This window comes from Geothrix alkalitolerans, from assembly GCF_022808885.1.
In the GTDB taxonomy this organism is placed as follows: domain Bacteria; phylum Acidobacteriota; class Holophagae; order Holophagales; family Holophagaceae; genus Geothrix; species Geothrix alkalitolerans.
This window is the reverse complement of record NZ_JAKZLE010000005.1, coordinates 38,918-63,377: the sequence shown is the minus strand read 5'-3', so window position 1 is coordinate 63,377 and position 24,460 is coordinate 38,918. Positions and strand designations below refer to the sequence as shown.

Here is a 24,460-nt window from a genome sequence, read left to right as displayed (position 1 = left end):
ATGCACACGACCACGGGATTCCTCCACGAGGGGCGGGCCTACGGCCTGCTCGCCGCCGCTGGCCTGCGGGTGCCCCGCCACGGCTTCCTGGAGACCGGGCCCCTGCCCTTCGCCCCCGGCGAGCCCATCGTCCTCAAGGGCATCGCCGACCAGCTCTGGCACAAGTCCGACCAGGGCGCCGTCCACTTCGGGACCTTCGAGTCCGAAGCCCTGAAGGCCGAGGCAGCAGCCATGAAGCAGCGTGTCTCCGGCCATCCCTGGATCGGGGGGCTGGTGTGCGAGAAGGTCGCGTTCAAGCGCCTGGCCGGCCTGCCCACGGAGGCCCTGGTCTCCCTGAAGCGCGATCCGGAGGCCGGCTGGCTGGTGGTCTGCGGCATCGGCGGCCTCCAGGCCGACGCCTGGGCCGCCTTGGCCCCGCCCCTGATCTGGCCCCTGGCCCTCTGCACGCCGGAGCAGGCCCTGGCGGACCTCCGCGAGCACTGGCTGGGCCGCACGTGGCTGGGCCGCCAGCGGGGCGCCGAGGCGCTCACGGACGAACCGAAGCTCCTGGCTTTCCTCCAGGGCCTGTGGAAGGCGGCCGAAGGCCTGGCCCGCGAAGGCGTCACCCTCTTGGAGCTCAACCCCGTGGTGCTGGACAGCGAGGGCCTGCCCACGGCTCTGGACGGCGTGGGCACCCTCGAGGCGGCCGCGACCGAACCGCCCGCGACGCCGGATCCCGCCTGGTACCGGGCCCTGGTGGCGCCCCGCGACCTGGTGATCGCCGGCGTCTCCAGCCGCGAGGGCACCGTGGGCCGGATCATCCTGGAGAATGTCCAGCGCTCCGCCCTCCCCGCCGGGACCATCCGGCTCATCAAGCCTGGCGCCACGACGTTCCTGGGCCTGCCCTGCCTCGGCTCGGTCGCGGACCTGGCCACGGCCCCCACGGACCAGCTCATCCTCTCCCTGCCCGCGCCCCTGACGCTGGAAGTGGTGGAGCAGCTCTGCCGCCAGGGGGGCGGCGCCACCGTCGTCTACGTGGTAGCCGGCGGCCTGGGGGACGGTGCGGACACCGAGGGTCTCGGGAAGCGGCTGGTGGCCTGCCTCGACGAGCACCGCCGCGCCGGCAAGTGGACCCCCGCCCTGGTGGGCCCCAACGGCCTGGGGCTCTACAGCCCCGACCAGGATCTGAACACCCTCTTCATCCCCGACGAGAAGCTGCCCCTGAGGCCCCACCGGGGTCATGCGGCCCTGGTGAGCCAGAGCGGAGCATTTCTCATCACGCGCTTGAGCCGCCGGCCTGAGCTGGGCCTCCGCGCCGCCGTGGCCATCGGCAACCAGATGGACCTGCGCTGCTCGGACTTCCTGGCGGGCTTCGGCTCGGACCCGGCGGTGAAGGTGGTGGGCGCCTACCTGGAGGGCTTCGCCCCCGGAGACCTGAAGGCCACGGCCGAGGCCGCGAAGCAGCTCCGGGCCTCTGGCCGCCGGGTGCTCCTCTACAAGGGCGGACGCAGCCAGGAGGGCATGGCCGCTGCCAGCAGCCACACCGGCGCCCTGGCCGGCGACCACGCCCTGCAGGCCAGCGTCCTCCGCCGCTCGGGGGCCATGCTCGCCGAGCGCATCGAGGCCTTCGACGCGGCCCTCTCCTGGCTGGCAGCCTTCGCCGAGGGGACGCCCCGCCGTGTGGCCATCGTGACCAACGCCGGCTTCGAGTCCGTGGCCTCGGCGGATCTGCTGACGGGCCCCTTCCGGGGCGCGAAGCTCACGGAGGCCGAGACGTCGGCCCTCACGGCCACCATCGAGGCCCACGGCCTCACGGGCCTCGTGAGCCCCCGCTTGCCCCTGGACCTCACGCCCATGGCCGACGAGGCCGCCTACCTGGCCGGCACCAGGCTGCTGCTCCAGTCGGAGGCCGATGCCGTGGTGGTGGGTCTGGTGCCCCTCACCCGCCGCCTGGGCACCGCCGACCCGGCGGCCTTCGGCCCCTTCGCGAAGGCCCTGGCCGAGCTGGCCCGGGAGAGCGGCAAGTGGGTAGGCGTGGCCGTGGAAGGCGGCGCCATCTACGACGCCTACCGCCAGGGCCTCCGGGAGGCCGGCCTCCCCGTCTTCCTCACCATGGAGGAGGCCCTGGAGGGGCTGCGGCTGATCGCGTCGGAGCAATAACAACGAAGGACAGGAACGCGAAGAGCGCCAAGAAGGACGCGAAGCGCGCGAAGGGATGTCGGCTTGCGGTGGACGCTTCCTCGCAGAGCCCCAGTTCCCGATTTCGCGGTATTCGCGCTTTTCTTCGCGCCCTTCGCGTTCCGTTCTTTCTTTATCTCCCTCCTGTGACCTTCGGCATGGCCAGGAGCAGGATCTGGGGTCAGACTCTATTTCGGACCTGAGAGGACTAAAATGTCCCGAACCCTTCCCCCCATGCGCACCCTCCTGCCTGCCGAACATGGGAGCTGGTTCATGCTCGGATTCCCACTGGTGCTGGGGCTCCTGGTGCGACCGAGCTGGGCCGGCCTGGGGTTGGGCCTGGCCGCCCTGGCTTTCTTCCTGGCCCGGCCGCCCCTCCGGCGGGTGCTCACGGGGCAGCGGGATTCCCTCCAGGTCCGCGCCCTTCTGCTGTTTGGATGCCTCGCTGCGGCCTTCGGGGGACTCGCCCTCTGGCTTTCGGGCCCGCGGTTCCTGATCCCCCTCGCGTTCGCGACCCCCCTGGTCTTCCTGGCCCTCCGAGCCGACCTCCAGCGGGCCGTGCGTTCCCTGGCCGTGGAGCTGGCCGCCCAGGGCGCCTTCGCGGGCCTGGCCGCCGCCATCCTCGCGGCCGGCGGGAGTTCCCTTCCCGAGGCCGGCCGGGCCTGGCTGCTGACGGCCCTGGTGGGAGGCGCCAACCTCGCCCACGTCCGACGGCTCCTGGGCCATGCCCACCACCTGGCCCCGGAGGAACTGAATCGGCGCAAGGTTCCCGTCCATGTCCTCCACCTCCTGCTGATCGGGGTCTCCGCCCTGCTCCTGGCCCCCCGTGGAACGCAAGGGCTCGTCTGGACCGGCTGGACCGGCCTGCTCTACCTCCGGGCCCTGGCTCCCTACCGGCCCATCCCGGCCCGCACCCTGGGCTGGCGGGAGGGCGGCCTGAGCGTGCTGGGCCTGCTGCTCCTCTGGCGAGCCCTGCTCTGATCTCGGTCACAACTGGGGATGGACTCCCGAATCACCCCCCCTGAACTACAAATCAGAAGTAATATTCCGGAATGATCTTCTCGACCGCCACCGGCTACGCCCTCCGTGCCCTCGCCGCCCTTCCCGAGGATGGGAGCTTCTGCCTGGCCAAGGACCTGTCGGCGCGCCTTGAGCTTCCAGGGCCCTACCTGGCGAAGATCCTCCAAGGCCTCGTGCAGGCGGAGATCCTCGAGTCCGTGCGGGGCCCCAAGGGCGGTTTCCGCCTGCTGCGCCCCTCCCACCGCATCACCGTAGGCGAGGTGGTCGTGGCCCTGGAGGGCCCGAACTCCATGGACGGCTGCATCATGGGCTTCCCATCCTGCGGCGGCGACCACCCCTGCCCCTTGCACGAGGCCTGGGGCGCGGTGAAGGCCCAGGTGGCCACGTCCATGACCGAGGCCACCATCCGGGACCTCCAGCTCATGGACCTGCGGCACCAGAAGGATGGCAAGGGCCGGCCGCCCTGCGAGAAACCCTGAGCCCAAGCCTGGATCTGGATCCTGCGCCTTGAACCACCGCGGTTTTGCTTTAAATTAGGACTTACTGGTCCGTTTCTCTTCCTTGCCTGCCCCTGGAGCCCAGCCATGAGCCTCCTCGCCGAACTCGACCTCGAAGCCCGGCCCTTGCTGGGAGCCGCCTTCGCCACCCTGGCCCTCGGCGTGGCCGTGGCCCTGGGGAGCCGAGGCGGGCGCTGGCTGGATCCGGCCCTCCTGGGCTACCTCCTGGCCAGCCTCTTCGCCTGCTTCGGCGTGGCCTACCGCTACGTCTCCTGGATCGAGCGCCCCGCCACCCGCATGTACTTTCGTCACACACTCCGGACCCTGCTCTCCCCCCGGGTCTTCAAGACGCTCCCGAAGATGGCCCTGCTGGCCCTGGACCAGATCCTCCTCCAACGCTTCATCGAGAAGCGCTCCATCAAGCGATGGGGCGCCCACGCCCTGCTGGCCTGGGGCTGCCTCCTGGGCTTCGCGGTGACCCTGCCCCTGGTCTTCGGATGGGTGCGCTTCACCAGCGAGGGCCTGGACCCCACCCGCTACCAGGCCTGGGTGCTGGGTTTCCCCGCGGGCTCCTTCCCCCTCGACAGCTTCCAGGCCTTCGTCAGCTTCCACATCCTGGACCTGGCGGCGGTCATGGTCATCGCCGGCTGCGTGCTGAGCCTCATCCGCCGAAAGCAGGACGAGGGCGACACCGCCACCCAGCGCTTTGATCTGGATCTGCTGCCCCTGGTGCTCCTCATCGCCGTGAGCATGACGGGGCTGATGCTCACCGCCTCGGAGACGTGGCTCCAGGGGCGGAACTTCGGCACCCTTGCGTTCCTCCACGAGCTGACGGTCATCCTCCTGCTGCTGGGCCTGCCCTTCGGCAAGCTCTTCCACATCGTTCAGCGGCCCGCCCAGCTGGGCGTGACGATCTACAAGGCCGAGGGCGAGGCCGAGGGCCGCCTGGCCTGCAAGGGCTGCGGCGTGCCTTTCATCCGGGCCAACCAGCGTCGCGACCTCGGGGAGCTGTGGAAGGTGCTGGAGCTGGAAGGCACCCGGCACAGCGCGTCCGTCCACCATCTGGACCTGTGCCCCAGGTGCAAGCGGCGCCTGGTGGCCAAGGCCCAAAGCACGCGGCTCCACGGCGCCTTTGATCCCTTCGCCACCATCCCGGTCCACGCCGAGCCCATCCCCGATGCCACCAGCCTGAAGGCCTGACCATGAGCACGCTTCCCCTCTCCCAGGACCAGCTCCGCGCCCAGTTCGGCCCCCACCTCAACCTGGCGCCTCCCGGGGGCTGGCTGTCCGATCCCACCCCCGACAAGGTGGTGGAGACCCACTGCTGCTTCTGCGGCCAGCAGTGCGGCATCAAGCTCAAGGTGAAGGACAACAAGGTCATCGGCTTCGATCCCTGGGAGGAGTTCCCCTTCAACCAGGGGAAGCTCTGCCCCAAGGGCGTGAAGCGCTACCTCCAGGGCAACCACCCCGACCGCCTCACGAAGGCCATGAAGCGCACGGAGCACGGTTTCGAGCCCATGAACTGGAGCGAGGCCATGGACCGCACCGTGGCCGAGATCCAGCGCATCCAGGCAACCCACGGCAAGGATGCCTTCGCCGTGCTGTCCGGCGTCTCGCTCACCAACGAGAAGAGCTACCTGGCCGGCAAGTTCGCGCGCCTGGGCCTGCAGACGAAGAACCTCGACTACAACGGCCGGCTCTGCATGGTGAGCGCCGGCGCGGGCAACAAGAAAGCGTTCGGCGTCGACCGCGCCGCCAACTCCTGGGCGGACATCGAGCTGGCTGAGGTGATCTGGGTGGCCGGCTCCAACGTGGCCGAGTGCTCGCCCATCACCACCGACTACATCTGGAGGGCCCGGGACCGCGGCGCCCTGCTCATCGTGGTGGATCCCCGCATCACGCCCCTGGCCCGAACCGCCGACCTGGTGCTGCCCCTGAAGCCCGGCACGGACACCGCCCTCACCAACGGCATCCTGCACCTGCTGAACAAGTGGAAGCTCATCGATTGGGATTTCGTGAACGCCCACACCAGCGGCTTCGAGCAGGCCGTCGAGGCGGTGAAGGACTGCACGCCGGAGTGGACCAGCCAAGTCACGGGCCTGCCCGTGGAGGCCATCGAGAAGGCCGCCCGCATCTGGGGCGAAGCCCGCACCAGCTTCCTGCTTCACGCCCGAGGCATCGAGCACCAGAGCAAGGGCGTGGAGAACGTGCTGGGCTGCATCAACATGGTGCTGGCCACGGGCCGCATCGGTCGCCCCGGCTGCGGCTACGGCACCATCACGGGCCAGGGCAACGGCCAGGGCGGGCGCGAGCACGGCCACAAGTGCGACCAGCTGCCGGGCAACCGCGACATCAGCAATCCTGAGCACCGGAAGTACATCTGCTCCGTCTGGGGCTGCACGGACGACGAGCTGCCGGGTGTGGGCCAGAGCGCCCAGGAGATCATGAACGCCATCCATGCCGGCGAGATCAAGGGCCTGCTGCTGCTCTGCTTCAACCCGCTGGTCTCGCTGCCCGACAGCCAGTTCACCCGCGAGGCCCTCAGCAAGCTGGAGTTCTTCGTCTGCCTGGACTTCTTCCTCAGCGAGAGCGCACAGCACGCAGATATCGTCCTCCCCTCGGCCCTGCACGAGGAGGACGAGGGCACCTCCACCAGCGCCGAGGGCCGCGTCATCAAGATCAACAAGGCCGTGGACTGCCCGGGCGACGCCCGCCCGGACTGGAAGATCATGGTGGAGCTGGCCCGCCGCCTGGGCCGCGGGAAGTACTTCGATCACTTCACCTGCCCCGAGGACATCTTCAACGAGCTGCGCGTGGCCTCCAAGGGCGGCACCGCGGACTACGCGGGCATCACCTACGCGAAGATCGAGAAGAACATGGGCGTGTTCTGGCCCTGTCCCACGGAGGACCACCCCGGCACGCCGCGGCTTTTCGAAGGCGGCCAGTTCTTCCACCCCGACGGCAAGGCCAAGTTCATCCCCACGCCCTGGCGCCCGCCCATGGAGGTGGTGGATGACGAATATCCCATCTGGCTCACCTCGGGCCGGGTGGTCTTCCACTACCTGAGCGGCACCCAGACCCGGCGCATCGGCTTCCTGGTGGAGCAGTGCCCGCATCCCTACCTGGAGATCCATCCCCGCCTGGCCGAGAAGTACGGACTCGCGGAAGGCGACGCCGTGGAGATCACCTCCCGGCGCGGCTCCATGGTGCTGCCCGCCAAGGTGGTGAAGACCATCCGCCCCGACACCGTGTTCATCCCCTACCACTGGGCCGGGGCCCTGTCCGCCAACCGGCTCACGGCGAGGCATCTGGATCCCGTCTCGAAGATCCCCGAGTTCAAGGTGAGCGCCGTGCGGCTCAAGAAGACCACCAAGGACCAGTTCTCACCCGAGCTGGCGGAGCTGCAGCGCATGGCCTTCGAAGCCCGCAGCAACCAGACCGACATGCCTGAGCGGGTGTTCTGATGGTGCCCCAGGACTACGGCTTCTTTATTGATCCGCAGCGCTGCATCGGCTGCCGCTCCTGCGTGGGCGCCTGCGCCGAGTGCGGCACACACCGCGGCCGCTCCATGATCCACCTGGACGAGATGGACCGCTTCGACAGCCCCCAGACGGTGCCCACGGTCTGCATGCATTGCGAGGACCCCATCTGCGCCCAGGTGTGCCCCTCGGACGCCATCAAGCGCAGCGAGGACGGCGTGGTGCACGCGGCGCAGAAGCCCCGCTGCATCGGCTGCCAGAACTGCGAGCTGAGCTGCCCCTTCGGCGTGCCCATCGTGTTCTCGGGCCTGGAGCAGATGCTCAAGTGCGACCTCTGCTACGACCGCACCTCCGTGGGCCACAAGCCCATGTGCGCCACGGTCTGCCCCAGCCAGGCCCTGCTCTTCGTGCGCAAGGACGAAGTCGCCAACCTGCGCCACAACAAGCCCCTGCGCGACTTCCTCATCGGCAGCGTGCGGGTGAAGACCAAGAACGCCATCATGGTGCCCGATCCGGACACCCCCCTGCACCTGGATGCGGCGTTGCTCATCCATGATTCCCAGCCTATGGCCGGAGGCCTCTGATGACCTGGTGGCGCCGCGCCTTCCCCCTGGAGCTCGCCGAGGAGGGCCACTTCTCCCGCCGCGAGTTCGCCCGCTTCCTGGCCGTGGTGAGCGCCGGGTTCTCCGCCGGCATCGGCTACCTCTGGTGGCGGAAGACGCCCCTGGAGGGCGCCTCCGATCCCGAAGCCGGACGCCACGAGACGCCCGTGGCCCTGGGCCTGGCCTCGGATCTCCAGCCCGGCCAGAGCCGCCTCTTCAAGTTCCGCGATGCCCATGACGCCTGCATCCTGATCCGCACGCCCAAGGGCGAGCTGCGGGCCTACCGGCAGACCTGCACCCACCTGGGCTGCGCGGTGCGCTACGCGGGCGAGCGCCTGGAGTGCCCCTGCCACCGCGGCTTCTTCGAACCGGATCGCGGCTTCCCCGTGCAGGGCCCGCCCAGCCGGCCCCTGGCCGCCATCGCCCTGGAGGTGCGCCCCGACGGCAGCCTCTGGGCCGTGGGGGAACTGCCCAAGCCCACCCTCGAGACCCTGGACCGCCGCGCGGCCTGCCCCCGCGACAAGAGCGAGGTGACCGCATGAATCCGACCCCCACCTCCCGCGTCCGCATCTCCCCAGCCGCCCTGGGCGTCATCCTAGTGCTGCTGGTGATCCAGCTCTACCTCTTCGAGACCGTCCTGGGCGCCGTCCTCGACGGCCAGCGCAGCGTCCTCCCCGGCGCCTTCTTCGTCTCCCTGGCCCTCACCGCCGTCAGCCTCTTCCTGGCTTTCCGAAGCACGGTGGAACAGCGGCCGGAGGACTGAAGTTCTCCGGTTCGCCCCGCGGACCTGACCCTGCCCTGATTTAGGACTGTTTCCTCCTGTAGTCTCCCGGAGCCACCCGTGCCCGATCGCACCCGAGCCGCCACCGCCCTGGCCATGAGCACCCTGGCCTTCACCCTCTGTTTCGCCGTGTGGACGCTGAATGGCGTCCTCGTCACCTTCCTGGTGGAGAACGGCCTCTTCCGCTGGGACACGGCCCAGATCGGCTGGCTCATCGGCATCCCCGTGCTCACGGGCTCGGTCATGCGCCTGCCCGTGGGCCTGCTCACGGACCGCTTCGGGGGGCGGAAGGTCTACACCATCCTGCTTCTGCTGGCCGCCCTGCCCACCTGGCTGCTGGGCAGCGTCCAGAGCTACCAGGGCTTCCTGCTCGCCTCGCTGGGCTTCGGCCTGTCGGGGGCGGCCTTCGCCGTGGGCATCGCCTACTCCAGCGTATGGTTCAGCAAGGCGCGCCAGGGCACGGCGCTCGGCATCTTCGGCGCGGGCAATGCGGGTTCGGCCCTCACCAGCATGGGTGCCCCCTTTCTCTTGAAGAAGCTCACGGCCGGCGGCGCGAACCTGGAGGCCTGGCGCATGCTGCCAAAGCTCTATGCGGCGGTCCTGCTGGTCATGGCCGTGGCCTTCTTCCTCCTCACCCACGAGAGGAAGGCGGAGGGTGCGAAAGGCAAGACCTTCGTCCAGATGCTCACGCCCCTGCGCCACATGCGCGTGTGGCGCTTCGGCCTCTACTACTTCCTGGTCTTCGGCTGCTTCGTGGCCCTGGCCCAGTGGCTGATCCCCTACTACGTGGGCGTCTACGGGATGAGCCTGGCCATGGCCGGCCTCCTGGCCGCCCTCTTCAGCCTGCCCTCGGGCCTCATCCGCGCCGCAGGGGGCTGGATGTCCGACCGCTTCGGCGCCCGGGCCGTCATGTACTGGACCTTCGGCCTGAGCATCGTGGCCTGCGCGGCCCTCATGGTGCCCCGCATGTCCATCGAGAGCCCCGGGCCCTCGGTGCTGGCCCAGGTGGGTGGCGTCGTCATGGAAGTGGGCCCCGGCCGCATCGTGGTGGGGGACACGCCCTATGCCTTCCGCGCCAGGGGGGCAGAGTCGGAAGTCCAGAATGAAAGGATGCTGGTGCTGCCCCAGAGCCGCTTCTGGCAGACGCCCGTGGTGAAGGTGGGCGACCGCGTGACGAAGAAGCAGCTGCTGGCCTCCGGAACCACCCATGTGTTCTTCCAGGCCAACGTCTGGATCTTCACCTTCCTGGTCTTCGTGGTGGGCATCGTGTGGGGCATCGGCAAGGCCGCCGTCTACCGCTACATCCCGGACTACTTCCCGGACGAGGTGGGCGTGGTGGGCGGCATCGTGGGCGTCCTCGGAGGACTGGGCGGCTTCGTGGGGCCCATCCTCTTCGGCTACCTGCTCAAGGCCACGGGCCTGTGGACCGCCATGTGGCTGTTCCTCGCGGCCCTGTCCCTGGTCTGCCTGGTCTGGCTCCACACGGTGGTCCGCCGCCTGACCCGCGAGCAGGACGAGACGCTCTTCACCCGATTCGAGCGCCCTGCGCCCGCCCTCGCCGAAACCGGCGTCCCTGAACCGGCCTGACCCCCACTCCTGGAGAACCCCATGTCCAAGCTCACCCACTGGAACCCCGAAGACCCGCAGGCCTGGGCCTCCGGGGGCAGCCGCATCGCCTGGCGGAACCTCTCCGTCTCCGTTCCCGCCCTGCTTTCAGCCTTCTGCGTGTGGATGTTCTGGAGCGTGCTCACGGTGCGCATGAAGGAGGTGGGCTTCCCCTTCACGCCCGCACAGCTCTTCACGCTCATCAGCATCGCGGGCCTGAGCGGCGCCACGCTGCGCATCCCCAGCGCCTTCCTGGTGGGCCTGGCGGGAGGCCGCAACACCATCGCCCTCACCACCGCCCTCCTGGTGGCCCCAGCCCTGGGCGCGGGCATCGCCCTCCAGGACAAGGCCACACCCTTCGCCACCTTCGCGGTGCTGGCGGCTCTCAGCGGCATCGGCGGCGGCAACTTCGCCTCCTCCATGGCCAACATCAACGGATTCTTCCCCAAGCGCCTGGCGGGCCTGGCCCTGGGTCTCAACGCCGGAATCGGGAACCTGGGCGTGAGCATCATGCAGGTGCTGGTGCCCGCCGTCATGGGCGCCTCCATGTTCGGCGCCCTGGCCGGCGCGCCGCACCTGAACGCCGCGGGCCGCCAGCTGTGGGTGCAGAACGGCGCCCTGGTGTGGGCTCCCTTCCTGGCGGTGCTCGCCCTCCTCGCCTGGTTCCTCATGGACAACCGCGAAGGCCAGGACTGCGAACCCGCGGTCCTCGCCCTCCTGAAGATCCTGGGCCTCCATGCCATCGGCTTCGCCGCCACGGCCGTGGGCGTGCTCCTGCTGCTGAACTTCAAGCTGGGCCTGATGACCCAGATGGGCGTGCTGGTGCTCACCATCCTGCTGTGCCTGGGCCTCATGAAGCTCCTTCCCGGGAGGATCAAGGCGGGGCTGGTCGCGCAGTTCGCCATCTTCCCAAAGAAGCACACCTGGATCATGACGATCCTCTACCTCATGACCTTCGGCAGCTTCATCGGCTTCAGCTCCGCCCTGCCCCTGCTCATCAAGGTCGTGTTCGGCCGCTACCCCGTGGGCGTGCTGAACCCCCACAGCCCCAACCCGCTGGCCTACGCCTTCCTGGGCCCGCTGGTGGGCTCCCTCGTGCGGCCCATCGGCGGCCTGCTCTCGGACAAGTTCCGCGGCTCCCAGGTCACCCAGTGGGCGACGGTGCTGATGATCCTCGGCGCCCTGGGCGTGGCCCACTTCGTCAAGCTGGCCCAGGCCGCACCGGATCCGGCCACCCACTTCCTCCCCTTCCTCATCCTCTTCCTGCTGCTGTTCGTGGCCTCGGGCCTGGGCAATGGGTCCACCTTCCAGATGGTTCCCTTCATCTTCGAGCCCAGGCTCGCGGGCCCCGTGCTGGGCTGGACTTCCGCCGCCGCCGCCTACGGGGCGTTCATCATCCCCGCCATCTTCAAGATCCAGGTCGATGCCGGGAAGGTCGAGGTCGCCCTCTACGGCTTCGCGGCCTTCTACGTGCTGTGCCTCGTCCTCAACTGGTGGTATTACGCGCGGAAGAACGCCGAGGTGAAGTGCTGACAGCTCGCTGCCTGGCCCGTGGCGGTATCCTTCGCCCATGGCCATGACCTGCGACCATCCCGACCTGCTGCCCCTGGACGAGGCCCTGGCCCGACTCTGGACGGCCCTCCCCGCGCCCGCCTTCCCCGAAGTGCGGGCGGACCGGGACGATCCCGCCACGGATCTGGCGGCCATGGACGGCGTGGCCCTCCGGTCCGGGGATGGCCCGGCTCCGCGCCGCCTGCTGGGCACCCTCTTCGCCGGAGACGACCCCGCAGCCTTCACCCTCACGGCGGGCACCGCCGTGCGCATCATGACGGGGGCGGCCCTGCCCGCCGGGGCGGACGCCATCCTTCCCGTGGAGCAGCTGCGGGAGGAGGCCGGCTTCATCCATCCCCTGACCGATCCCGAGGCCGGCGACCATGTCCGGCCCCGCGGCGGCCAGGCCCGGTCCGGCGACCTGCTGCTGGCCGCGGACCAGCCTCTCAACGTGGCCCGCACGGCCCTCCGCGCCTGGGTGGGCCAGCCCCTGCCTGCACCCACGCGGATCCGCGTGGCCGTAGCCTCCACCGGCGACGAGCTGGTGGCCGATCCCCGGCCGCACCAGATCCGGGATTCCAACGGGCCCATGCTGGCAGCCCTGGCCCATGCCTTGGGGGCGGATGTCGAGCGGCGCCCCGCCCTCCCGGACAATCCCGAGGCCCTGGCCGCCGCCCTGCGGAGCCCCGGCGGCGCCCGCATCCTGCTGACCTCCGGCGGCGTGAGCATGGGCGAGCACGACCACCTGCCCGCGGTGCTGAGGGACCTGGGCGCGACGATCCTCTTCCACAAGATCCGCCTCAAGCCCGGCAAGCCCATGCTGGCGGCCCAGCTCGGGGACCTGCTGGTGCTGGGCCTGCCGGGCAATCCCGTGTCTGCCTACCTCAACGCGCTGCTCTTCCTGCCCGTGGCGCTGGCGAAACTGGAGGGCCGCGCCCTGCCGGATCCCTGGCGCCGCGGCCGCCTGGCCGGCGCGGTGCGCCACAAGGGGGACCGCCCCCTGCTGCATCCCTGCCGCCTCGCGGACGGCCAGCTCCACCCCCTGCCCGGCAAGGGCTCCGCCGACCTCGTCACCCTCGCCCAGGCCGACGCCTTCGCGTGGGTTGAGGCCCCCGGCGAAGAGGCCGGGGCCAAGGTGCGCTACCTCACGGTGGTGTAGCCCCGCTCCAAGACCTGGATCGTCTGGGAGCGCGGCTCAGCCCTTCGCGTACCGCTGCAGCTTTCCCAGGTCCAGGATCCGCACCACCGGGAAGGTGCTCTGGATGAGGCCCAGGTCGGTCAGGAGACGCAGGGCTCGGCTGAAGGCCTCGCGGCTGGCGCCGATGCACTGGGCCAGGTCCTCCTGGGTCTCCTGGAATTCCACCAGGGACCGCATGGGATGGGACTCGTGGGCCTCCAGCAGGAGCTGGGCCACGCGCTCGGGCACGCTGTGCAGGCTGAGGGTCTCCACCAGGGTCACCAGGTGGCGCACCTTGGCGGCGAAGTGGTGGATGAGCATCTCGGCCACTTCGGGGTGGCGGTGGACGATCTGACGCAAGGGCGCGGAGGGGATGAGCCAGCACTCGGTCTCGCCATGGGATTCGGCGCTGGAGGCGATGGAGGCGCCATCGAACACGGCCACTTCGCCCACGCAGTCCCCGACCTTGAGGAACTGAAGCACCTGGACCCGGCCGCGGCCGTCCGTGCGGAACACCTTGAGGCCGCCCTTCACCACCACGTAGACGCCCGGCACCTGGTCGCCCTGGGTGTAGACCCGGGCGCCGTCAGGGAACCGCCGCATCTCCGCGATGCTGGCCAGCTCTTCGGCAGCGTTCATCGGCAGCCCAGCCAGGAACTCGATCCTTCTCAGGTTGAGGACTGCTTGAGGCATGGGGCTCCACCGAGGCACTAAGTCAGTTATCGCACATTTCCATCGGATTGTGATCCTGGTCACGCAAACGGGTACCAAGCGACCAGTACTTTACCGCGAGGTTGGAATTTCGTCTGGCGAAAATCACATAGAACAAGGCCCCGGCGGCATCTGCCTACCGGGGCCTCGCACGATGTGATTGCGTCTACTTCACCCGCTCCATGAACGTGCGATCCACCGTGTTCACCCGGATCCTCTTGGTATCGCCTCCGGCGATACGCAAGGCCTCTCTCCCGAGGAGGTCGGTGCCTACTTCACCCGCTCCATGAACGTGCGATCCACCGTGTTCACCCGGATCTTCTGCCCCGCTTCCATGTAGGGCGGCACGCCCACGGTGATGCCGTTGTTCAGCTTGGCGGGCTTGTAGGAGCCGGTGGCGTTGGCGTTCTTCATGACGGGGTCGGTCTCGACGATCTCCAGCACCACGCTGGCGGGCAGGGTGGCGCCCATGGGCTGGCCTTCGTAGAACTCGATCTCCACCTGCATGTTGGGCTCGAGGAAGACCAGGTCGTCGCCCAGGAGTTCCTTGCTCACGTCCATCTGCTCGTAGGTTTCGTTGTTCATGAAGACGAGGTGGTCGCCGTCCTCGTAGAGGTACTCGAGCATGTGCTGCTCGAGGCTCGCCTTGTCCACCTTGTCGGCGCTGCCGAAGCGGTTCTCCCGGTTGATGCCGTCCTTCAGGCGCTTCATCTTCACCACCACGCGGGCCGGCAGGTTGCCGGGCGTCTGGTGCTCGACGCTGATGACGCGGCAGAGCTCGTTCTCGAAGTTGACGATCATCCCGGCGCGGACCTGGGTGGCATTGATGAAGGGCATGTGAGGCTCCCGGAACGGAGGGGATCGGAAGGAACGCGACGAAGGGATCAGCCCTGGCGGATGCTGCGTTTAAAAACCCCTCGCCGGGTCCCGGCTTCGAAGGCTCCCTGGGGAGCCTTCTTCGCCACCCGGCGGGGGTTTTTGGTGGGCGTACCAGGATTCGAACCTGGGACTTCTACCGTGTGAAGGTAGCACTCTACCGCTGAGTTATACGCCCGCGGTCGACCAGAATAACCCAGGATCCGTCCGTTTCCAAGCCCAGATCAGCGGGCGGCCACCTTCCGCAGGGCGCGGGCGAGCCGGGGGGCTTCGTCCCTCCGCATGGAGCACAGGCCCACGCGCAGTCCCTCCGGCAGCGGCACCGTGAACACACCCTCGGCCTTCAGGCCCTCGCAGGCCGCCTCCGGATCCGCCGCGAGGGCCGTGACGAAGAATCCTCCACTCCAGCGGAAGGGCGCCATGCCTTCGGCCTCCAGGGCCGCATCCAGGGCCTGGGCGCGGGCGGCCATCACCTCGGACCAGTGGCGATGCTCCGCCGCCAGCCGCGCCTGGGCCTTGCCGTCCCGCGCCAGGCGCAGGAGCAGGGACTGGGGGGCCCGGGGGCAGTTGGACCAGGTGCCCCGGCTGGATTGGGTCAGCGCAGCCTGCAGGGCCGGATCGTCGCACCAGGGGAAGGCCAGGGCGCCGCCGCGGCCGCCGTAGAGGGTCATGGCCTTGGAGAGGGACAAGGCGGCCCCCACCAGCACCCGGCCCTCGGAACCCAGGGCCGCGTAGTCCTTCAGGGCCGCCGCCACAGCTTCGGGCTCGCAGGTGTAGTCCAGGTAGGCCAGGTCCAGGATCAGGGTGACGGGCCCCAGGGCTGACACGCCCCGGAGAAGCCCCGCCAGCGCCGCGCGGTCGGGAGCGGACAGGCTGCGCCCGGAGGGGTTGTGGCAGGGGTCGTTGAGCCAGACCATGACCCGGCCCTGGGTCTTCATCTGGGCCCGCAGGGCCTGGTCCCAGGCTGCCGCGTCCAGCGCCTGTCCCACCGCCGGCCAGGGAGCCGTCTCCACCCGCATGCCGTTCTCGCCCGCCATGGTGGCGTAGGGGCCCCAGTAGGGCGCGGTGGTGAGGAGCGCCTGGCCCGGCTCCAGGAAGTTCCGCAGGGAGAGGGAGAGGGCGCCGCTGCCACCCGGGGTGGCGCAGGCCGCGCCCGCACTGTCGAGGGCGGGCCAGTACCGCTGGACCAGAGCTTTCAGGAAGGCGGGATCCCCGGCGATGGGCGCGTAGGGGGCCACGTCCATGGCGCCCAGGCCCCGCCACAGGTCCATCACCGTCTCATGCACCACCAGCTGCCCGGCCTCGTCCAGCAGGACGCCCACGGTGGCGTTGAGGATGGATTCGCCCGCTGCCTTCCGGGTCTGGGCCTCGGTGTTCAGGGCGAAGATGGGGTCGTCTGCGGGAAAGTCGCGCCGGGTGGGGATGAGCTGCTCGGTCATGCTCTAGCCTACCGTCCCGTCCCCCCGGACGGCGCGGGAGGATGCGCCAGGGCATGGCGCAGGAAGGCCGCGGCCTGGCCCGCGAGCCCCCCGCCTACCTGGGCCCATGAAAAAGTCCGGGGAATGCTCAGGTCCGGAAGGGATATGAGCTCGAGGGTCCCCCGCTGCAGCTCCCGCTGGATGCTCCAGCGCGAAAGGAAGCCGATGCCGAGGCCCAGCAGGACGCAGGACTTGATGGCTTCCGTATCTCCCACCACCAGGTCCGTGGCCCGGGGGCCCTGGATCCGCCGCGTCCTCCGCAGGGAGCGCTCCACCACCACCCGCGTGCCCGAGCCCGGCTCGCGCCAGATGAGCGGAACTCCGGCCAGGTCCGCCGCGGTGCGCACGGCCTTCAGCGGCTCCGGCGCCCGGGCCGCCCGGACGGCCACCAGCTCGTCCTTCAGGTAGGGCTGCAGGGACAGCCCGGGAGCCCGCGTGAGCCCCTCCACCAGGGCCAGGGGGACACGCCCCTCCCGCACCCAGGCCAGCACCTCATCCGTGTTGCCCACCTCCAGGACCAGCGGAGCAGGCCGGTGGCTGGCGGCAAAGGCCTGGAGCACCGGGGGCAGAATGTAGGCGGCGGCGGTGGTGCTCGCGCCCAGACGCAATTCCCCCGCGGGCTGCTCTTCCGCCTGAAGCCGCTCCACCGCCTCCTCCAGCAGGCGATGGACCCGCCGGGCGTAGTCCGCCAGGAGGCGACCGGTCTCGGTGAGCTGAACCCCGGAGGCGTGGCGGGTGAAGAGGGAGCGGCCCAGATCCGCCTCCAGCTGCCGGATCTGGGCTGTCACGGCCGGCTGCGACAGGTTCAGGAGGCTGGCGGCCGCGGAGATCCGGCCCGCCTGGGCCACGACTCGGAACGTCTCCAGGCGGCGGGGGTCAAGGTCATCACGCATCGGGATCCATCCGTTTTTCTGATGAGTCATCCATTATGACTATTATTTTTTCGAATCGAATGGGCCTACCTTCAGTCCCCATGAAGCACCTCGCCTCCCTCCTCCTTCCCCTCGGCGCCCTCCTGGCCCTGGCCCCCTTCACCCCCGCCGCGGCGGCCCTGGTGGGAGGCGCCGCGCTGGCCCTCACCCTGGGCAATCCCGCGGCCAGCCTCACCCGAAGGTGGACCCACCGGCTGCTGCCCCTGGCTGTCATCGGCCTGGGCGCGGACATGAACCTGCGGGCGGTGGCCAAGGCGGGCCTGCACGGCCTCGGCTACACGGCCCTGAGTCTGCTCCTGGTGCTCGCCCTGGGCCTCTGGCTGGCGCGGACGCTGAAGGTGGACAGCGAGACCGGCCTGCTGATCTCCGTGGGCACCGCCATCTGCGGCGGCAGCGCCATCGCGGCGGTGGCCCCGGTGATCCGCGCCAGGGACCACGGCATCTCCGTGGCCCTGGCCACGGTCTTCCTGCTCAACGCCGCGGCCCTCGTCATCTTCCCACCCCTGGGCCACGCGGCCGGGCTGGGCCAGGACGCCTTCGGCCTCTGGTCGGCCCTGGCCATCCACGACACCAGCTCCGTGGTGGGCGCGGGGCTCGCGTACGGCCCCCGGGCCCTGGAGGTAGCCACCACCGTGAAGCTGGCCCGGGCCCTGTGGATCGTGCCGCTCACCTTCGGCATCGGCTGGGTCATGGCTCGCCGCGAACCCGCCTCCGCCGACGCCCCGCCGGTGAAGAAGCCCTGGTTCATCGCTGGCTTCCTGGCCATGGCGGCCCTCGTCACCTTCGTGCCCGCCCTCCAGGCGCCGGGGCACCTGGTGGCCGCGGCCGCCCGGCGCGTCCTGGTGCTCACCCTCTTCCTCATCGGCGCCGGCCTCAGCCGCGAGGCCCTGCGCAGCGTGGGCCTCCGCCCCTTCCTCCAGGGGCTGGTGCTCTGGCTCATCGTGGGATCGCTGGGCCTGGGGGCGGTGAAGCTCGGGTGGCTGACGGTCGGCTAGACTCAGCCTCTGGAGGCCGCATGATCCGCCCCTTCCAAGGCATGGTTCCCAAGCTCGGCTCGCGCGTGTTCCTGGCGGACAGCGCGCTGGTGCTGGGCGATGTGGCCATCGGCGACGACGCCAGCATCTGGTTCAACTGCGCCATCCGCGGCGACGTGAACTGGATCCGCATCGGCGCTCGCACCAACATCCAGGACGCCTGCTGCCTCCACGTCACCAATGGCAAGTGGCCCCTGCTCATCGAGGAGGAGGTCAGCATCGCCCACAACGTGATGCTGCACGGCTGCACCATCCGGAAGGGCGCCCTCATCGGCATGAGCACGACGATCATGGACGGCGCCGAGATCGGCGAAGGCTGCCTCGTGGCCGCGGGCAGCCTCGTGCGCGAGGGCCTCCAGGCGCCCCCCCACAGCCTGGTGGCCGGCTGGCCCGCCAGGGTGAAGGGCCCCCTCAGCGAGCAGCAGCGCGAGCTCGTGGCCAGCGTCTGGACCCGCTACGTGCGGTACAAGGAGGCCTACTTCGCCGACGGCTGGCCCGTGGCGGAGGCGCCGTCGATCGACGCCCCACAACCCGGTTTCGCCGAGGGCCACCCCTTTCCTTGACCCTCAGTTCTGGGCTGCCGGCGGGTTCACCACCTCCCAGCCGTCCTCGGTGCGACCCTGCACCTGCTCCTGGGTGTGGGTGATGACCTCGGCCGTCAGCACGCGCTGCTCGTTCCGCCGAGGAATCTCGGCCCGGAACTTCACGGACCAGGTGGTGACGCCCCCTTCCTCGCTGCGGTCCGGATGGATCATCACCGCGCCGCCGGGGCCGGTCTCGCCGCCCAGGAAGGCCGGGCTCTGGGGATCGAAGGGGTTCCTCAGGGCCGCCAGCTCCGGATCCCGGAGGAGATCCCGAATGAGGGCTTCCTGGGGCACAGGTTGGCCAGGATTCCGGGCCTGCCATTCCAGGACGGCGGCTTCAGCCTTGGCCTTCGCCCGGTCGAGGTGGTGCTGGACGGCCGTATTCCGGACCTGCTCCCGGTAGAGCATCACGCTGGGAACGGCGAAGGCGGCTGCCATGCCCATGACGGGCAGCATCAGCGCCGCCAGCACGAGGCCGATGATGCCCGTGACCAGGCCCGTGGATGGGACCGGTGCGTAGCCCTGGGGGTCTGCCTTGGCCAGGCGCTTCGCCTTGACCTGCTGGAGCAGGGCCACGATGCCCAGGATGAGCGCCACAGGGAGGCCCACGCAGGTGAGGGCGAAGACGATGGAGAGGATGCCGCAGACCTTGGCGGCCTTGGCGCCGGGGGCGGGAAGCAGGGAGAGATCGCTCATCGGTCAGTCCAGGGAAGCGGTCTTGGTGTACACGGCCTCACCGTTGATCGGCTGCTGGAGGCGCACGGCCCCCGCCAACCACCCCTGGCGGGCCTGGGCGGGATCGGGTGGGGCCACGAGGAAGACGGGCGTCCCCTTCTCCGTGGCCCGGGCTCGGACGAGTGAGGCGAGGGTCTCGGGATCGGCCCCCTCCACCACGCCGATGGTGTAGACGAAGGGTGGCGCCGCCGGATTCCAGGGATTCCGGGCCTCGCGGCCGAGATCCTTCAGCTTGGCTTCGAGCGCCCCTGGAATCGCGGACGGGGGCGCGTGCGCCTCGACCTGGCGGTCGTACTCGGCCGTCAGATTCCAGAGGGTCCCGGTCAGGGCCGCCATCGCGGCCTTGTCCCGGGCCCGGCCCCGCTGGCCCAGCAGGGCGGGAATGGCGATGGCCGCGATGATCCCGATGATGGCGAGGAGCACCGGCAGCACCAGGCCGATGATGGCCGTCACGAGCCCCACGTTGCCCACGGGCTCGTAGGCGTCCGGCGCTGCGGCGAAGGCGCTCTTCGCCTTGTTGTGCTGGACCAGGGCCACGATGGCCAGCACCAGCCCCACGGGCAGACACAGCACGCCGAGCACGATGGAAAGGATCCCGGTGGTCTTGGCGGTGCTCGCGCCGGGAGCCTGGGGCAGGTTGGAAGCGGACACGGTCATCTCCGATGGGGGTCTGAACCAGCATTCCAGAACCGCGCCCTCCGGGAAAGATCGTCCCTCCCGTCGCTTGACAGGCTGGGCTAGACTCTCGGGATCATGTCCCCCCTGCTGATCCTCCGCGTCCACGCCGATCTGCGCCTCGGGCTGGGGCACGTGGCCCGCGCCATCGCCCTGCAGGAGGCCTGGCGCGCCCTCGGGGGCACCGCCTGCATCGCCGCCTCGGGGGATGATCGCGCCCGCCGGGTGGGCGGTGGCCGGCACCCCTTCCTGGACCAGGCCCTGCCCTGCGAGGCGACCTACCTGGGCGAGACGATCCACGCGCCCTTGCCGGCGGAGCTGAAGGCCCGCGCCGCCGTGGCGCTCGTGGACCAGTGGGACACCAGCACCGAGTTCCTCCAGGCCCTGCGACCCCTGAGGGTGGCCGTCATGGAGGACGACACGGACGCCCATGAGGTGGCGGACCTGCTCTTCCAGCCTTTCCTGGAGGGTGTCCGCTGGGCGGACCATCCCGTGAAGGTGGTGGACGGGCGCAAGATCCGGCCCTACGAGACCACCTCCGGCGCCTGCCGCGTGGTGCGTGGCGCCAACTTCATCGTGGTGGACAAGGCCGCGCTGGAGCTGCGTCCCAAGCGGGTGCCCCTCCAGCCCCTGGCCGTCCACAAACTGCTGGTCACTTTCGGCGGCAGCGACGGTCCCAACCTGGCGCAGAAGGCCTTCGACACCCTGGCCAGGCTGGCCTCCGAGGACCGCTGGCACGGCGCCTGCACGCTGCTGGCCCCCAACGGCATCCAGGGCGATCCCTTCCCGGGCTGCACCGTGGCCAGGAGCCTGCCGGCCCTCACTCGGCGCATCCAGGACCACGACGCCATCTGGTGTTCGGCCGGCGTGACCCTGGCCGAAGCCCTCTGCATGGGCGTCCCCGCCACGGTCTGGGGCCAGAACGACCGGCAGCACGGCATCCTGGCGGACCTGGCCATGGCGAACGGCTGCTTCGACCTGGGCGTGGGGCCCGAGGCCGACCTCGGCATCGTGCGGGAGGCGCTGACCCAATGGCTGGGTCCCGAGGGCCAGGACAACCGCCAGGAGCAGGTGCGCGACGGCATGGCCCTGGTGGACGGACTGGGCGCCTCGCGCATCGCGCAGGAGCTGTGGCGGTTGGCCGCGCCCCAGGGCTGAAATCCCGGCTTGACCCCACCGGCCTCCAACGATAAGCTTTCCCTTCTGTGGACTCGCCGCCCGTAGGGTGGTGTCTTCGCAGCCTGATGTGATCCCGGAGCAGGCCATGAGCACGTACTTCCCGAAAGCCGATGATCTGAAGCGCCAGTGGTTCCTGGTGGATGCCACCGGCATTCCCGTGGGCCGCCTGAGCACCGCCGTGGCGGATGTCCTCTCCGGCAAGAACAAGCCGACCTGGACCCCCTTCCTCGACACCGGCGACCATGTCGTCGTCATCAACGCCGAGAAGGCCGTCCTGACCGGCAAGAAGGGCGTGCAGAAGTTCTACCGCCGCACCACCACCCAGCCTGGCTCCATGAAGGAAGTCAAGGCCGAGGTGATGAAGGCCACCTACCCCGAGCGCATCATCGAGAGCGCGGTCAAGGGCATGCTGCCCAAGGGCCCCCTCGGCCGGGCGATGTACCGCAAGCTGAAGGTCTATGCCGGCCCCGAGCACGAGCAGGCCGCCCAGCAGCCCCAGATCCTGACCATCCAGAAGTAGAGGCGAGGACCCCATGGCCATTTCCCAGAACTACGGAACCGGTCGCCGCAAGAGCGCGGCCGCCCGCGCCTTCCTCCGTCCCGGCACCGGCAAGATCACCGTCAACGGCCGCAGCCTCGAGAACTACTTCCCGAACGCCGTGCTCCGCATGATGGTCCACCAACCCCTGGTGCTGGCCGACCTCGACGGCAAGTTCGACATGGTCATCAGCGTCGTCGGCGGCGGCCCCGCCGGCCAGGCCTCGGCCATCCGCATGGGCATCTCCCGCGCCCTGCTGGGCTACAACGAGCAGCTGAAGTCCCTCCTGCGCGGCGCCGGTCTCCTGACCCGCGACCCCCGCATGAAGGAGCGCAAGAAGCCCGGTCGCAAGGCCGCCCGTCGCCGCTTCCAGTTCAGCAAGCGCTAACTTTTTCGGCTGCGCCGAAAAAGCATTGGGAAAGCTTTGCGGGGGGCTTCGGCCCCCCGAGCTACACCGGGCCGCCCCCGGCATCTGCAGGAAGGGCGGTCGAATCGAGGCGGGAAACCGCCTTCCATCCCACCGCGGCGTCCTTCTTGAAACCGCCGCTTGACCAGGGAGGCCAGCATGGCTGCCATCCAGATGAAGGAACTCCTCGAGGCCGGTGCCCACTTCGGGCACCAGACCAAGCGCTGGAACCCCAAGATGAAGAAGTACATCTTCGGGGCCCGCAACAGCATCTACATCATCGACCTCCAGAAGACCCTGCGCCTCTGGAACTCCGCCGCGAACTTCCTGACCAAGGCCGCCAGCGAGGGGAAGAACTTCCTCTTCGTGGCCACCAAGCCCCAGGCCCAGGAACTCATCGCCGAGCAGGCCGGCCGCTGCGGCGCCTTCTACGTCAACAACCGCTGGCTGGGCGGCATGCTGACCAACTTCGCCACCATCAAGAAGAGCCTCGAGAAGTTCCGCGAGATCGAAGCCACCCTGGCGGATCCCGCCCGCACGGCCATGCTCTCCAAGAAGGAGCTGCTGAACCTCGACCGCCAGCGCCTCAAGCTAGAGACCGCGTTCCACGGCATCCGCGACATGCGCTCGCTGCCCGACGTGCTCTTCGTCATCGATCCCCATCGCGAGGACATCGCCGTCACCGAGGCCAAGAAGCTGGGCATCAAGGTGGTGGGCATCGTGGACACCAACTGCGACCCCGACATGGTCGACTACGTGATCCCCGCCAATGACGACGCCATCCGCTCCATCCTGCTCTTCTCCGAGCGCGTGGCCGACTCCATCCTCGAGGGCCGCCAGTCCTTCCGCGACAAGGGCGACAGCGACGAGATGAAGAAGATGATGGCCGAAAAGATGGAAGTCGAGGGCTAGTCCCTCTCCGCCCCATTCGTCAGCCATCAGAGGGCCCGCCCGCTGATGGCTGACGGTCTGAAGACCCCACCCGATTCCAGGAGATGACATGGCATTCACCGCCAATGACGTGAAGAACCTTCGCGAGAAGACCGGCCTCGGCATGATGGACTGCAAGAAGGCGCTGGAGGAGAACAACGGCGACATGGAGCAGGCCGTCGAGTGGCTGCGCAAGAAGGGCCTCGCCGCCTCCGCCAAGAAGGCCGACCGCATCGCCGCCGAAGGCATCGTGGAGGCCTACATCCACCCCGGCGGCCGCGTGGGCGTGCTGGTGGAAGTGAACTCCGAGACCGACTTCGTGGCCCGCAACGAGGCCTTCCAGCGCCTGGTGAAGGAGATCGCGATGCACATCGCGGCCGCCGACCCCGCGCCCCGCTTCGTCACCAAGGACGAGGTCACCCAGGACTTCCTCGACACCGAGAAGCGCATCGCCACCGAGCAGGCCCTGGCCACCGGCAAGCCCCAGAACATCGTCGAGAAGATCGTCGAGGGCAAGATGAACAGCATCTTCAAGGAGGTCTGCCTCCTCGAGCAGCCCTTCATCATGAACCCCGACCTCACGGTGCAGCAGTACCTGTCCCAGAAGACCGCCGAGATTGGCGAGAAGCTCAGCGTCCGCCGCTTCACGAAGTACATCATGGGCGAGGGCCTCGAGAAGCGCAGCGAGAACTTCGCCGCCGAAGTCGCCGCCGCCAAGTAGGTTCCTTTTCCTGCTACAAAAGGGGCGGCCGTTCCGGCCGCCCCTTTTGTAGGTACGCCCCCACCCGGATCGGAGTCCCCATGAAGTTCAAGCGCATCCTCCTCAAACTCTCCGGCGAAGCCCTCATGGGCGAGCAGAAGTACGGCATCGATCCCGCGGTGGTCAACATGATCGCCGACCAGGTCAAGGCCATCCGGGAGCTGGGCGTGGAGGTGGGCCTCGTCATCGGGGGCGGCAACATCTTCCGTGGCGTCGCGGGCGCCACCAAGGGCATGGACCGCACCACCGCCGACCACATGGGCATGCTGGCCACCATGATCAACGCCCTGGCCCTCCAGGACGCCCTGGAGCACAAGGGCGTCCACACCCGCACGCTGTCCGGGCTGGAGATGCCCAAGGTGGCCGAAAGCTACATCCGCCGCCGGGCCACCCGCCACCTGGAGAAGGGCCGCGTGGTGATCTTCGGCGCGGGCACCGGCAATCCGTACTTCAGCACGGACACCGCCGCCGCCCTGCGCGGCAACGAGATCGCCGCCGAGGTGGTGATGAAGGCCACCAACGTGGACGGCATCTACACCGCCGACCCCAAGCAGGACCCCACCGCCACCCGCTTCGACCGCATCTGTTTCCAGGACGTGCTGGAGAAGGGCCTGCGGGTCATGGACGCCTCCGCCATCGCCCTGTGCATGGAAAACAAGCTCCCCATCCTCGTCTTCGACATGAACAAGCCCGGCAACCTCGTGGCCGCCGTGCAGGGCGAGCCCGTGGGCACGCTGGTCTCCTGACCGCCCG

25 protein-coding genes and 1 tRNA gene are annotated in these 24,460 nt (G+C 69.3%); 19 read left to right on the top strand and 7 right to left on the bottom strand.

Annotation, left to right across the window (positions count from 1 at the left end):
• The 11 genes from MLJ35_RS10890 to MLJ35_RS10840 all read left to right on the top strand — a co-directional run bounded on the left by MLJ35_RS10890 (position 1) and on the right by MLJ35_RS10840 (position 12,851).
• Positions 1-2,139 (top strand): acetate--CoA ligase family protein, encoded by a 2,139-nt coding sequence (locus MLJ35_RS10890; protein WP_243384365.1) that lies wholly within the window; start codon positions 1-3, stop codon positions 2,137-2,139.
• Between the two features lie 231 nt (positions 2,140-2,370).
• Entirely contained in the window at positions 2,371-3,138 is a 768-nt protein-coding gene (locus tag MLJ35_RS10885; RefSeq protein WP_338028453.1) for a YwiC-like family protein, read from the top strand.
• Positions 3,139-3,209: 71 nt separating this feature from the next.
• A complete protein-coding gene (locus MLJ35_RS10880) occupies positions 3,210-3,656 on the top strand; it encodes an RrF2 family transcriptional regulator (protein ID WP_243384363.1) in 447 nt (148 codons plus the stop codon).
• 105 nt (positions 3,657-3,761) lie between these two features.
• Positions 3,762-4,874, top strand: coding sequence for a hypothetical protein (locus tag MLJ35_RS10875; protein ID WP_243384362.1), 1,113 nt, complete (start codon positions 3,762-3,764; stop codon positions 4,872-4,874).
• Positions 4,875-4,876: 2 nt separating this feature from the next.
• Entirely contained in the window at positions 4,877-7,138 is a 2,262-nt protein-coding gene (locus tag MLJ35_RS10870) for a molybdopterin oxidoreductase family protein (protein WP_243384361.1), read from the top strand.
• Positions 7,138-7,737, top strand: a complete 600-nt coding sequence (locus MLJ35_RS10865) for a 4Fe-4S dicluster domain-containing protein (protein WP_243384360.1) — start codon at positions 7,138-7,140, stop codon at positions 7,735-7,737. Before MLJ35_RS10870 ends, MLJ35_RS10865 begins: the two co-directional genes overlap by 1 nt.
• Positions 7,737-8,297, top strand: a complete 561-nt coding sequence (locus MLJ35_RS10860) for a QcrA and Rieske domain-containing protein (protein WP_243384359.1) — start codon at positions 7,737-7,739, stop codon at positions 8,295-8,297. Before MLJ35_RS10865 ends, MLJ35_RS10860 begins: the two co-directional genes overlap by 1 nt.
• The gene (locus tag MLJ35_RS10855) at positions 8,294-8,518 is read left to right on the top strand and encodes a DUF6755 family protein (RefSeq protein WP_243384358.1); all 225 of its coding nucleotides are present in this window, start codon (positions 8,294-8,296) and stop codon (positions 8,516-8,518) included. The genes MLJ35_RS10860 and MLJ35_RS10855 overlap by 4 nt, the downstream gene beginning before the upstream one ends.
• A gap of 78 nt (positions 8,519-8,596) precedes the next feature.
• Positions 8,597-10,123, top strand: coding sequence for an MFS transporter (locus MLJ35_RS10850; protein WP_243384357.1), 1,527 nt, complete (start codon positions 8,597-8,599; stop codon positions 10,121-10,123).
• 21 nt (positions 10,124-10,144) lie between these two features.
• Positions 10,145-11,674, top strand: coding sequence for an MFS transporter (locus tag MLJ35_RS10845; RefSeq protein ID WP_243384356.1), 1,530 nt, complete (start codon positions 10,145-10,147; stop codon positions 11,672-11,674).
• Between the two features lie 37 nt (positions 11,675-11,711).
• The gene (locus tag MLJ35_RS10840; RefSeq protein ID WP_243384355.1) at positions 11,712-12,851 is read left to right on the top strand and encodes a molybdopterin molybdotransferase MoeA; all 1,140 of its coding nucleotides are present in this window, start codon (positions 11,712-11,714) and stop codon (positions 12,849-12,851) included.
• Positions 12,852-12,887: 36 nt separating this feature from the next.
• Here the strand turns inward: MLJ35_RS10840 and MLJ35_RS10835 are convergent, their stop codons facing one another.
• From MLJ35_RS10835 to MLJ35_RS10815, 5 genes are all read right to left on the bottom strand, one after another.
• Positions 12,888-13,562, bottom strand: a complete 675-nt coding sequence (locus tag MLJ35_RS10835) for a Crp/Fnr family transcriptional regulator (protein WP_243287177.1) — start codon at positions 13,560-13,562, stop codon at positions 12,888-12,890.
• A gap of 288 nt (positions 13,563-13,850) precedes the next feature.
• Positions 13,851-14,417, bottom strand: a complete 567-nt coding sequence (efp, locus tag MLJ35_RS10830) for an elongation factor P (RefSeq protein ID WP_243287178.1) — start codon at positions 14,415-14,417, stop codon at positions 13,851-13,853.
• 142 nt (positions 14,418-14,559) lie between these two features.
• Positions 14,560-14,634, bottom strand: a tRNA-Val gene (locus tag MLJ35_RS10825).
• Between the two features lie 46 nt (positions 14,635-14,680).
• Positions 14,681-15,895, bottom strand: a complete 1,215-nt coding sequence (locus tag MLJ35_RS10820; protein WP_243384354.1) for a pyridoxal phosphate-dependent aminotransferase — start codon at positions 15,893-15,895, stop codon at positions 14,681-14,683.
• A gap of 8 nt (positions 15,896-15,903) precedes the next feature.
• Positions 15,904-16,827 (bottom strand): LysR family transcriptional regulator, encoded by a 924-nt coding sequence (locus tag MLJ35_RS10815; RefSeq protein WP_243384353.1) that lies wholly within the window; start codon positions 16,825-16,827, stop codon positions 15,904-15,906.
• Between the two features lie 80 nt (positions 16,828-16,907).
• Here MLJ35_RS10815 and MLJ35_RS10810 point away from each other — a divergent pair, with 80 nt between their 5' ends.
• Both MLJ35_RS10810 and MLJ35_RS10805 read left to right on the top strand, forming a co-directional pair.
• Entirely contained in the window at positions 16,908-17,861 is a 954-nt protein-coding gene (locus tag MLJ35_RS10810; protein ID WP_243384352.1) for a YeiH family protein, read from the top strand.
• A 20-nt stretch (positions 17,862-17,881) separates the two neighbouring features.
• Positions 17,882-18,463, top strand: a complete 582-nt coding sequence (locus MLJ35_RS10805; RefSeq protein WP_243384351.1) for a gamma carbonic anhydrase family protein — start codon at positions 17,882-17,884, stop codon at positions 18,461-18,463.
• Between the two features lie 3 nt (positions 18,464-18,466).
• Here the strand turns inward: MLJ35_RS10805 and MLJ35_RS10800 are convergent, their stop codons facing one another.
• The gene (locus tag MLJ35_RS10800) at positions 18,467-19,180 is read right to left on the bottom strand and encodes a DUF4190 domain-containing protein (RefSeq protein ID WP_243384350.1); all 714 of its coding nucleotides are present in this window, start codon (positions 19,178-19,180) and stop codon (positions 18,467-18,469) included.
• Positions 19,181-19,183: 3 nt separating this feature from the next.
• Positions 19,184-19,870, bottom strand: a complete 687-nt coding sequence (locus MLJ35_RS10795; RefSeq protein ID WP_243384349.1) for a hypothetical protein — start codon at positions 19,868-19,870, stop codon at positions 19,184-19,186.
• 102 nt (positions 19,871-19,972) lie between these two features.
• Here MLJ35_RS10795 and MLJ35_RS10790 point away from each other — a divergent pair, with 102 nt between their 5' ends.
• From MLJ35_RS10790 to pyrH, 6 genes are all read left to right on the top strand, one after another.
• Entirely contained in the window at positions 19,973-21,052 is a 1,080-nt protein-coding gene (locus MLJ35_RS10790) for a hypothetical protein (RefSeq protein WP_243384348.1), read from the top strand.
• 106 nt (positions 21,053-21,158) lie between these two features.
• A complete protein-coding gene (gene rplM, locus MLJ35_RS10785; RefSeq protein ID WP_243287185.1) occupies positions 21,159-21,593 on the top strand; it encodes a 50S ribosomal protein L13 in 435 nt (144 codons plus the stop codon).
• Positions 21,594-21,606: 13 nt separating this feature from the next.
• Positions 21,607-21,999: a 30S ribosomal protein S9 gene (gene rpsI / locus MLJ35_RS10780; RefSeq protein WP_243322817.1), complete on the top strand. Its 393-nt coding sequence runs from the start codon at positions 21,607-21,609 to the stop codon at positions 21,997-21,999.
• A 177-nt stretch (positions 22,000-22,176) separates the two neighbouring features.
• Positions 22,177-22,929: a 30S ribosomal protein S2 gene (gene rpsB / locus MLJ35_RS10775; protein ID WP_243322816.1), complete on the top strand. Its 753-nt coding sequence runs from the start codon at positions 22,177-22,179 to the stop codon at positions 22,927-22,929.
• Positions 22,930-23,017: 88 nt separating this feature from the next.
• Positions 23,018-23,668: a translation elongation factor Ts gene (gene tsf / locus MLJ35_RS10770; RefSeq protein ID WP_243294605.1), complete on the top strand. Its 651-nt coding sequence runs from the start codon at positions 23,018-23,020 to the stop codon at positions 23,666-23,668.
• Between the two features lie 80 nt (positions 23,669-23,748).
• Positions 23,749-24,453, top strand: a complete 705-nt coding sequence (gene pyrH, locus MLJ35_RS10765) for a UMP kinase (protein WP_243322815.1) — start codon at positions 23,749-23,751, stop codon at positions 24,451-24,453.
• Positions 24,454-24,460 lie beyond the last annotated feature (7 nt).

Coding starts and splice junctions, on each gene's coding strand:
- MLJ35_RS10890 (WP_243384365.1), top strand. CDS start 1: ATGCACACGACCACGGGATTCCTCCACGAGGGGCGGGCCTACGGCCTG.
- MLJ35_RS10885 (WP_338028453.1), top strand. CDS start 2,371: ATGTCCCGAACCCTTCCCCCCATGCGCACCCTCCTGCCTGCCGAACAT.
- MLJ35_RS10880 (WP_243384363.1), top strand. CDS start 3,210: ATGATCTTCTCGACCGCCACCGGCTACGCCCTCCGTGCCCTCGCCGCC.
- MLJ35_RS10875 (WP_243384362.1), top strand. CDS start 3,762: ATGAGCCTCCTCGCCGAACTCGACCTCGAAGCCCGGCCCTTGCTGGGA.
- MLJ35_RS10870 (WP_243384361.1), top strand. CDS start 4,877: ATGAGCACGCTTCCCCTCTCCCAGGACCAGCTCCGCGCCCAGTTCGGC.
- MLJ35_RS10865 (WP_243384360.1), top strand. CDS start 7,138: ATGGTGCCCCAGGACTACGGCTTCTTTATTGATCCGCAGCGCTGCATC.
- MLJ35_RS10860 (WP_243384359.1), top strand. CDS start 7,737: ATGACCTGGTGGCGCCGCGCCTTCCCCCTGGAGCTCGCCGAGGAGGGC.
- MLJ35_RS10855 (WP_243384358.1), top strand. CDS start 8,294: ATGAATCCGACCCCCACCTCCCGCGTCCGCATCTCCCCAGCCGCCCTG.
- MLJ35_RS10845 (WP_243384356.1), top strand. CDS start 10,145: ATGTCCAAGCTCACCCACTGGAACCCCGAAGACCCGCAGGCCTGGGCC.
- MLJ35_RS10840 (WP_243384355.1), top strand. CDS start 11,712: ATGGCCATGACCTGCGACCATCCCGACCTGCTGCCCCTGGACGAGGCC.
- MLJ35_RS10835 (WP_243287177.1), bottom strand. CDS start 13,562: ATGCCTCAAGCAGTCCTCAACCTGAGAAGGATCGAGTTCCTGGCTGGG.
- efp (WP_243287178.1), bottom strand. CDS start 14,417: ATGCCCTTCATCAATGCCACCCAGGTCCGCGCCGGGATGATCGTCAAC.
- MLJ35_RS10820 (WP_243384354.1), bottom strand. CDS start 15,895: ATGACCGAGCAGCTCATCCCCACCCGGCGCGACTTTCCCGCAGACGAC.
- MLJ35_RS10815 (WP_243384353.1), bottom strand. CDS start 16,827: ATGCGTGATGACCTTGACCCCCGCCGCCTGGAGACGTTCCGAGTCGTG.
- MLJ35_RS10810 (WP_243384352.1), top strand. CDS start 16,908: ATGAAGCACCTCGCCTCCCTCCTCCTTCCCCTCGGCGCCCTCCTGGCC.
- MLJ35_RS10805 (WP_243384351.1), top strand. CDS start 17,882: ATGATCCGCCCCTTCCAAGGCATGGTTCCCAAGCTCGGCTCGCGCGTG.
- MLJ35_RS10800 (WP_243384350.1), bottom strand. CDS start 19,180: ATGAGCGATCTCTCCCTGCTTCCCGCCCCCGGCGCCAAGGCCGCCAAG.
- MLJ35_RS10790 (WP_243384348.1), top strand. CDS start 19,973: ATGTCCCCCCTGCTGATCCTCCGCGTCCACGCCGATCTGCGCCTCGGG.
- rplM (WP_243287185.1), top strand. CDS start 21,159: ATGAGCACGTACTTCCCGAAAGCCGATGATCTGAAGCGCCAGTGGTTC.
- rpsI (WP_243322817.1), top strand. CDS start 21,607: ATGGCCATTTCCCAGAACTACGGAACCGGTCGCCGCAAGAGCGCGGCC.
- rpsB (WP_243322816.1), top strand. CDS start 22,177: ATGGCTGCCATCCAGATGAAGGAACTCCTCGAGGCCGGTGCCCACTTC.
- tsf (WP_243294605.1), top strand. CDS start 23,018: ATGGCATTCACCGCCAATGACGTGAAGAACCTTCGCGAGAAGACCGGC.
- pyrH (WP_243322815.1), top strand. CDS start 23,749: ATGAAGTTCAAGCGCATCCTCCTCAAACTCTCCGGCGAAGCCCTCATG.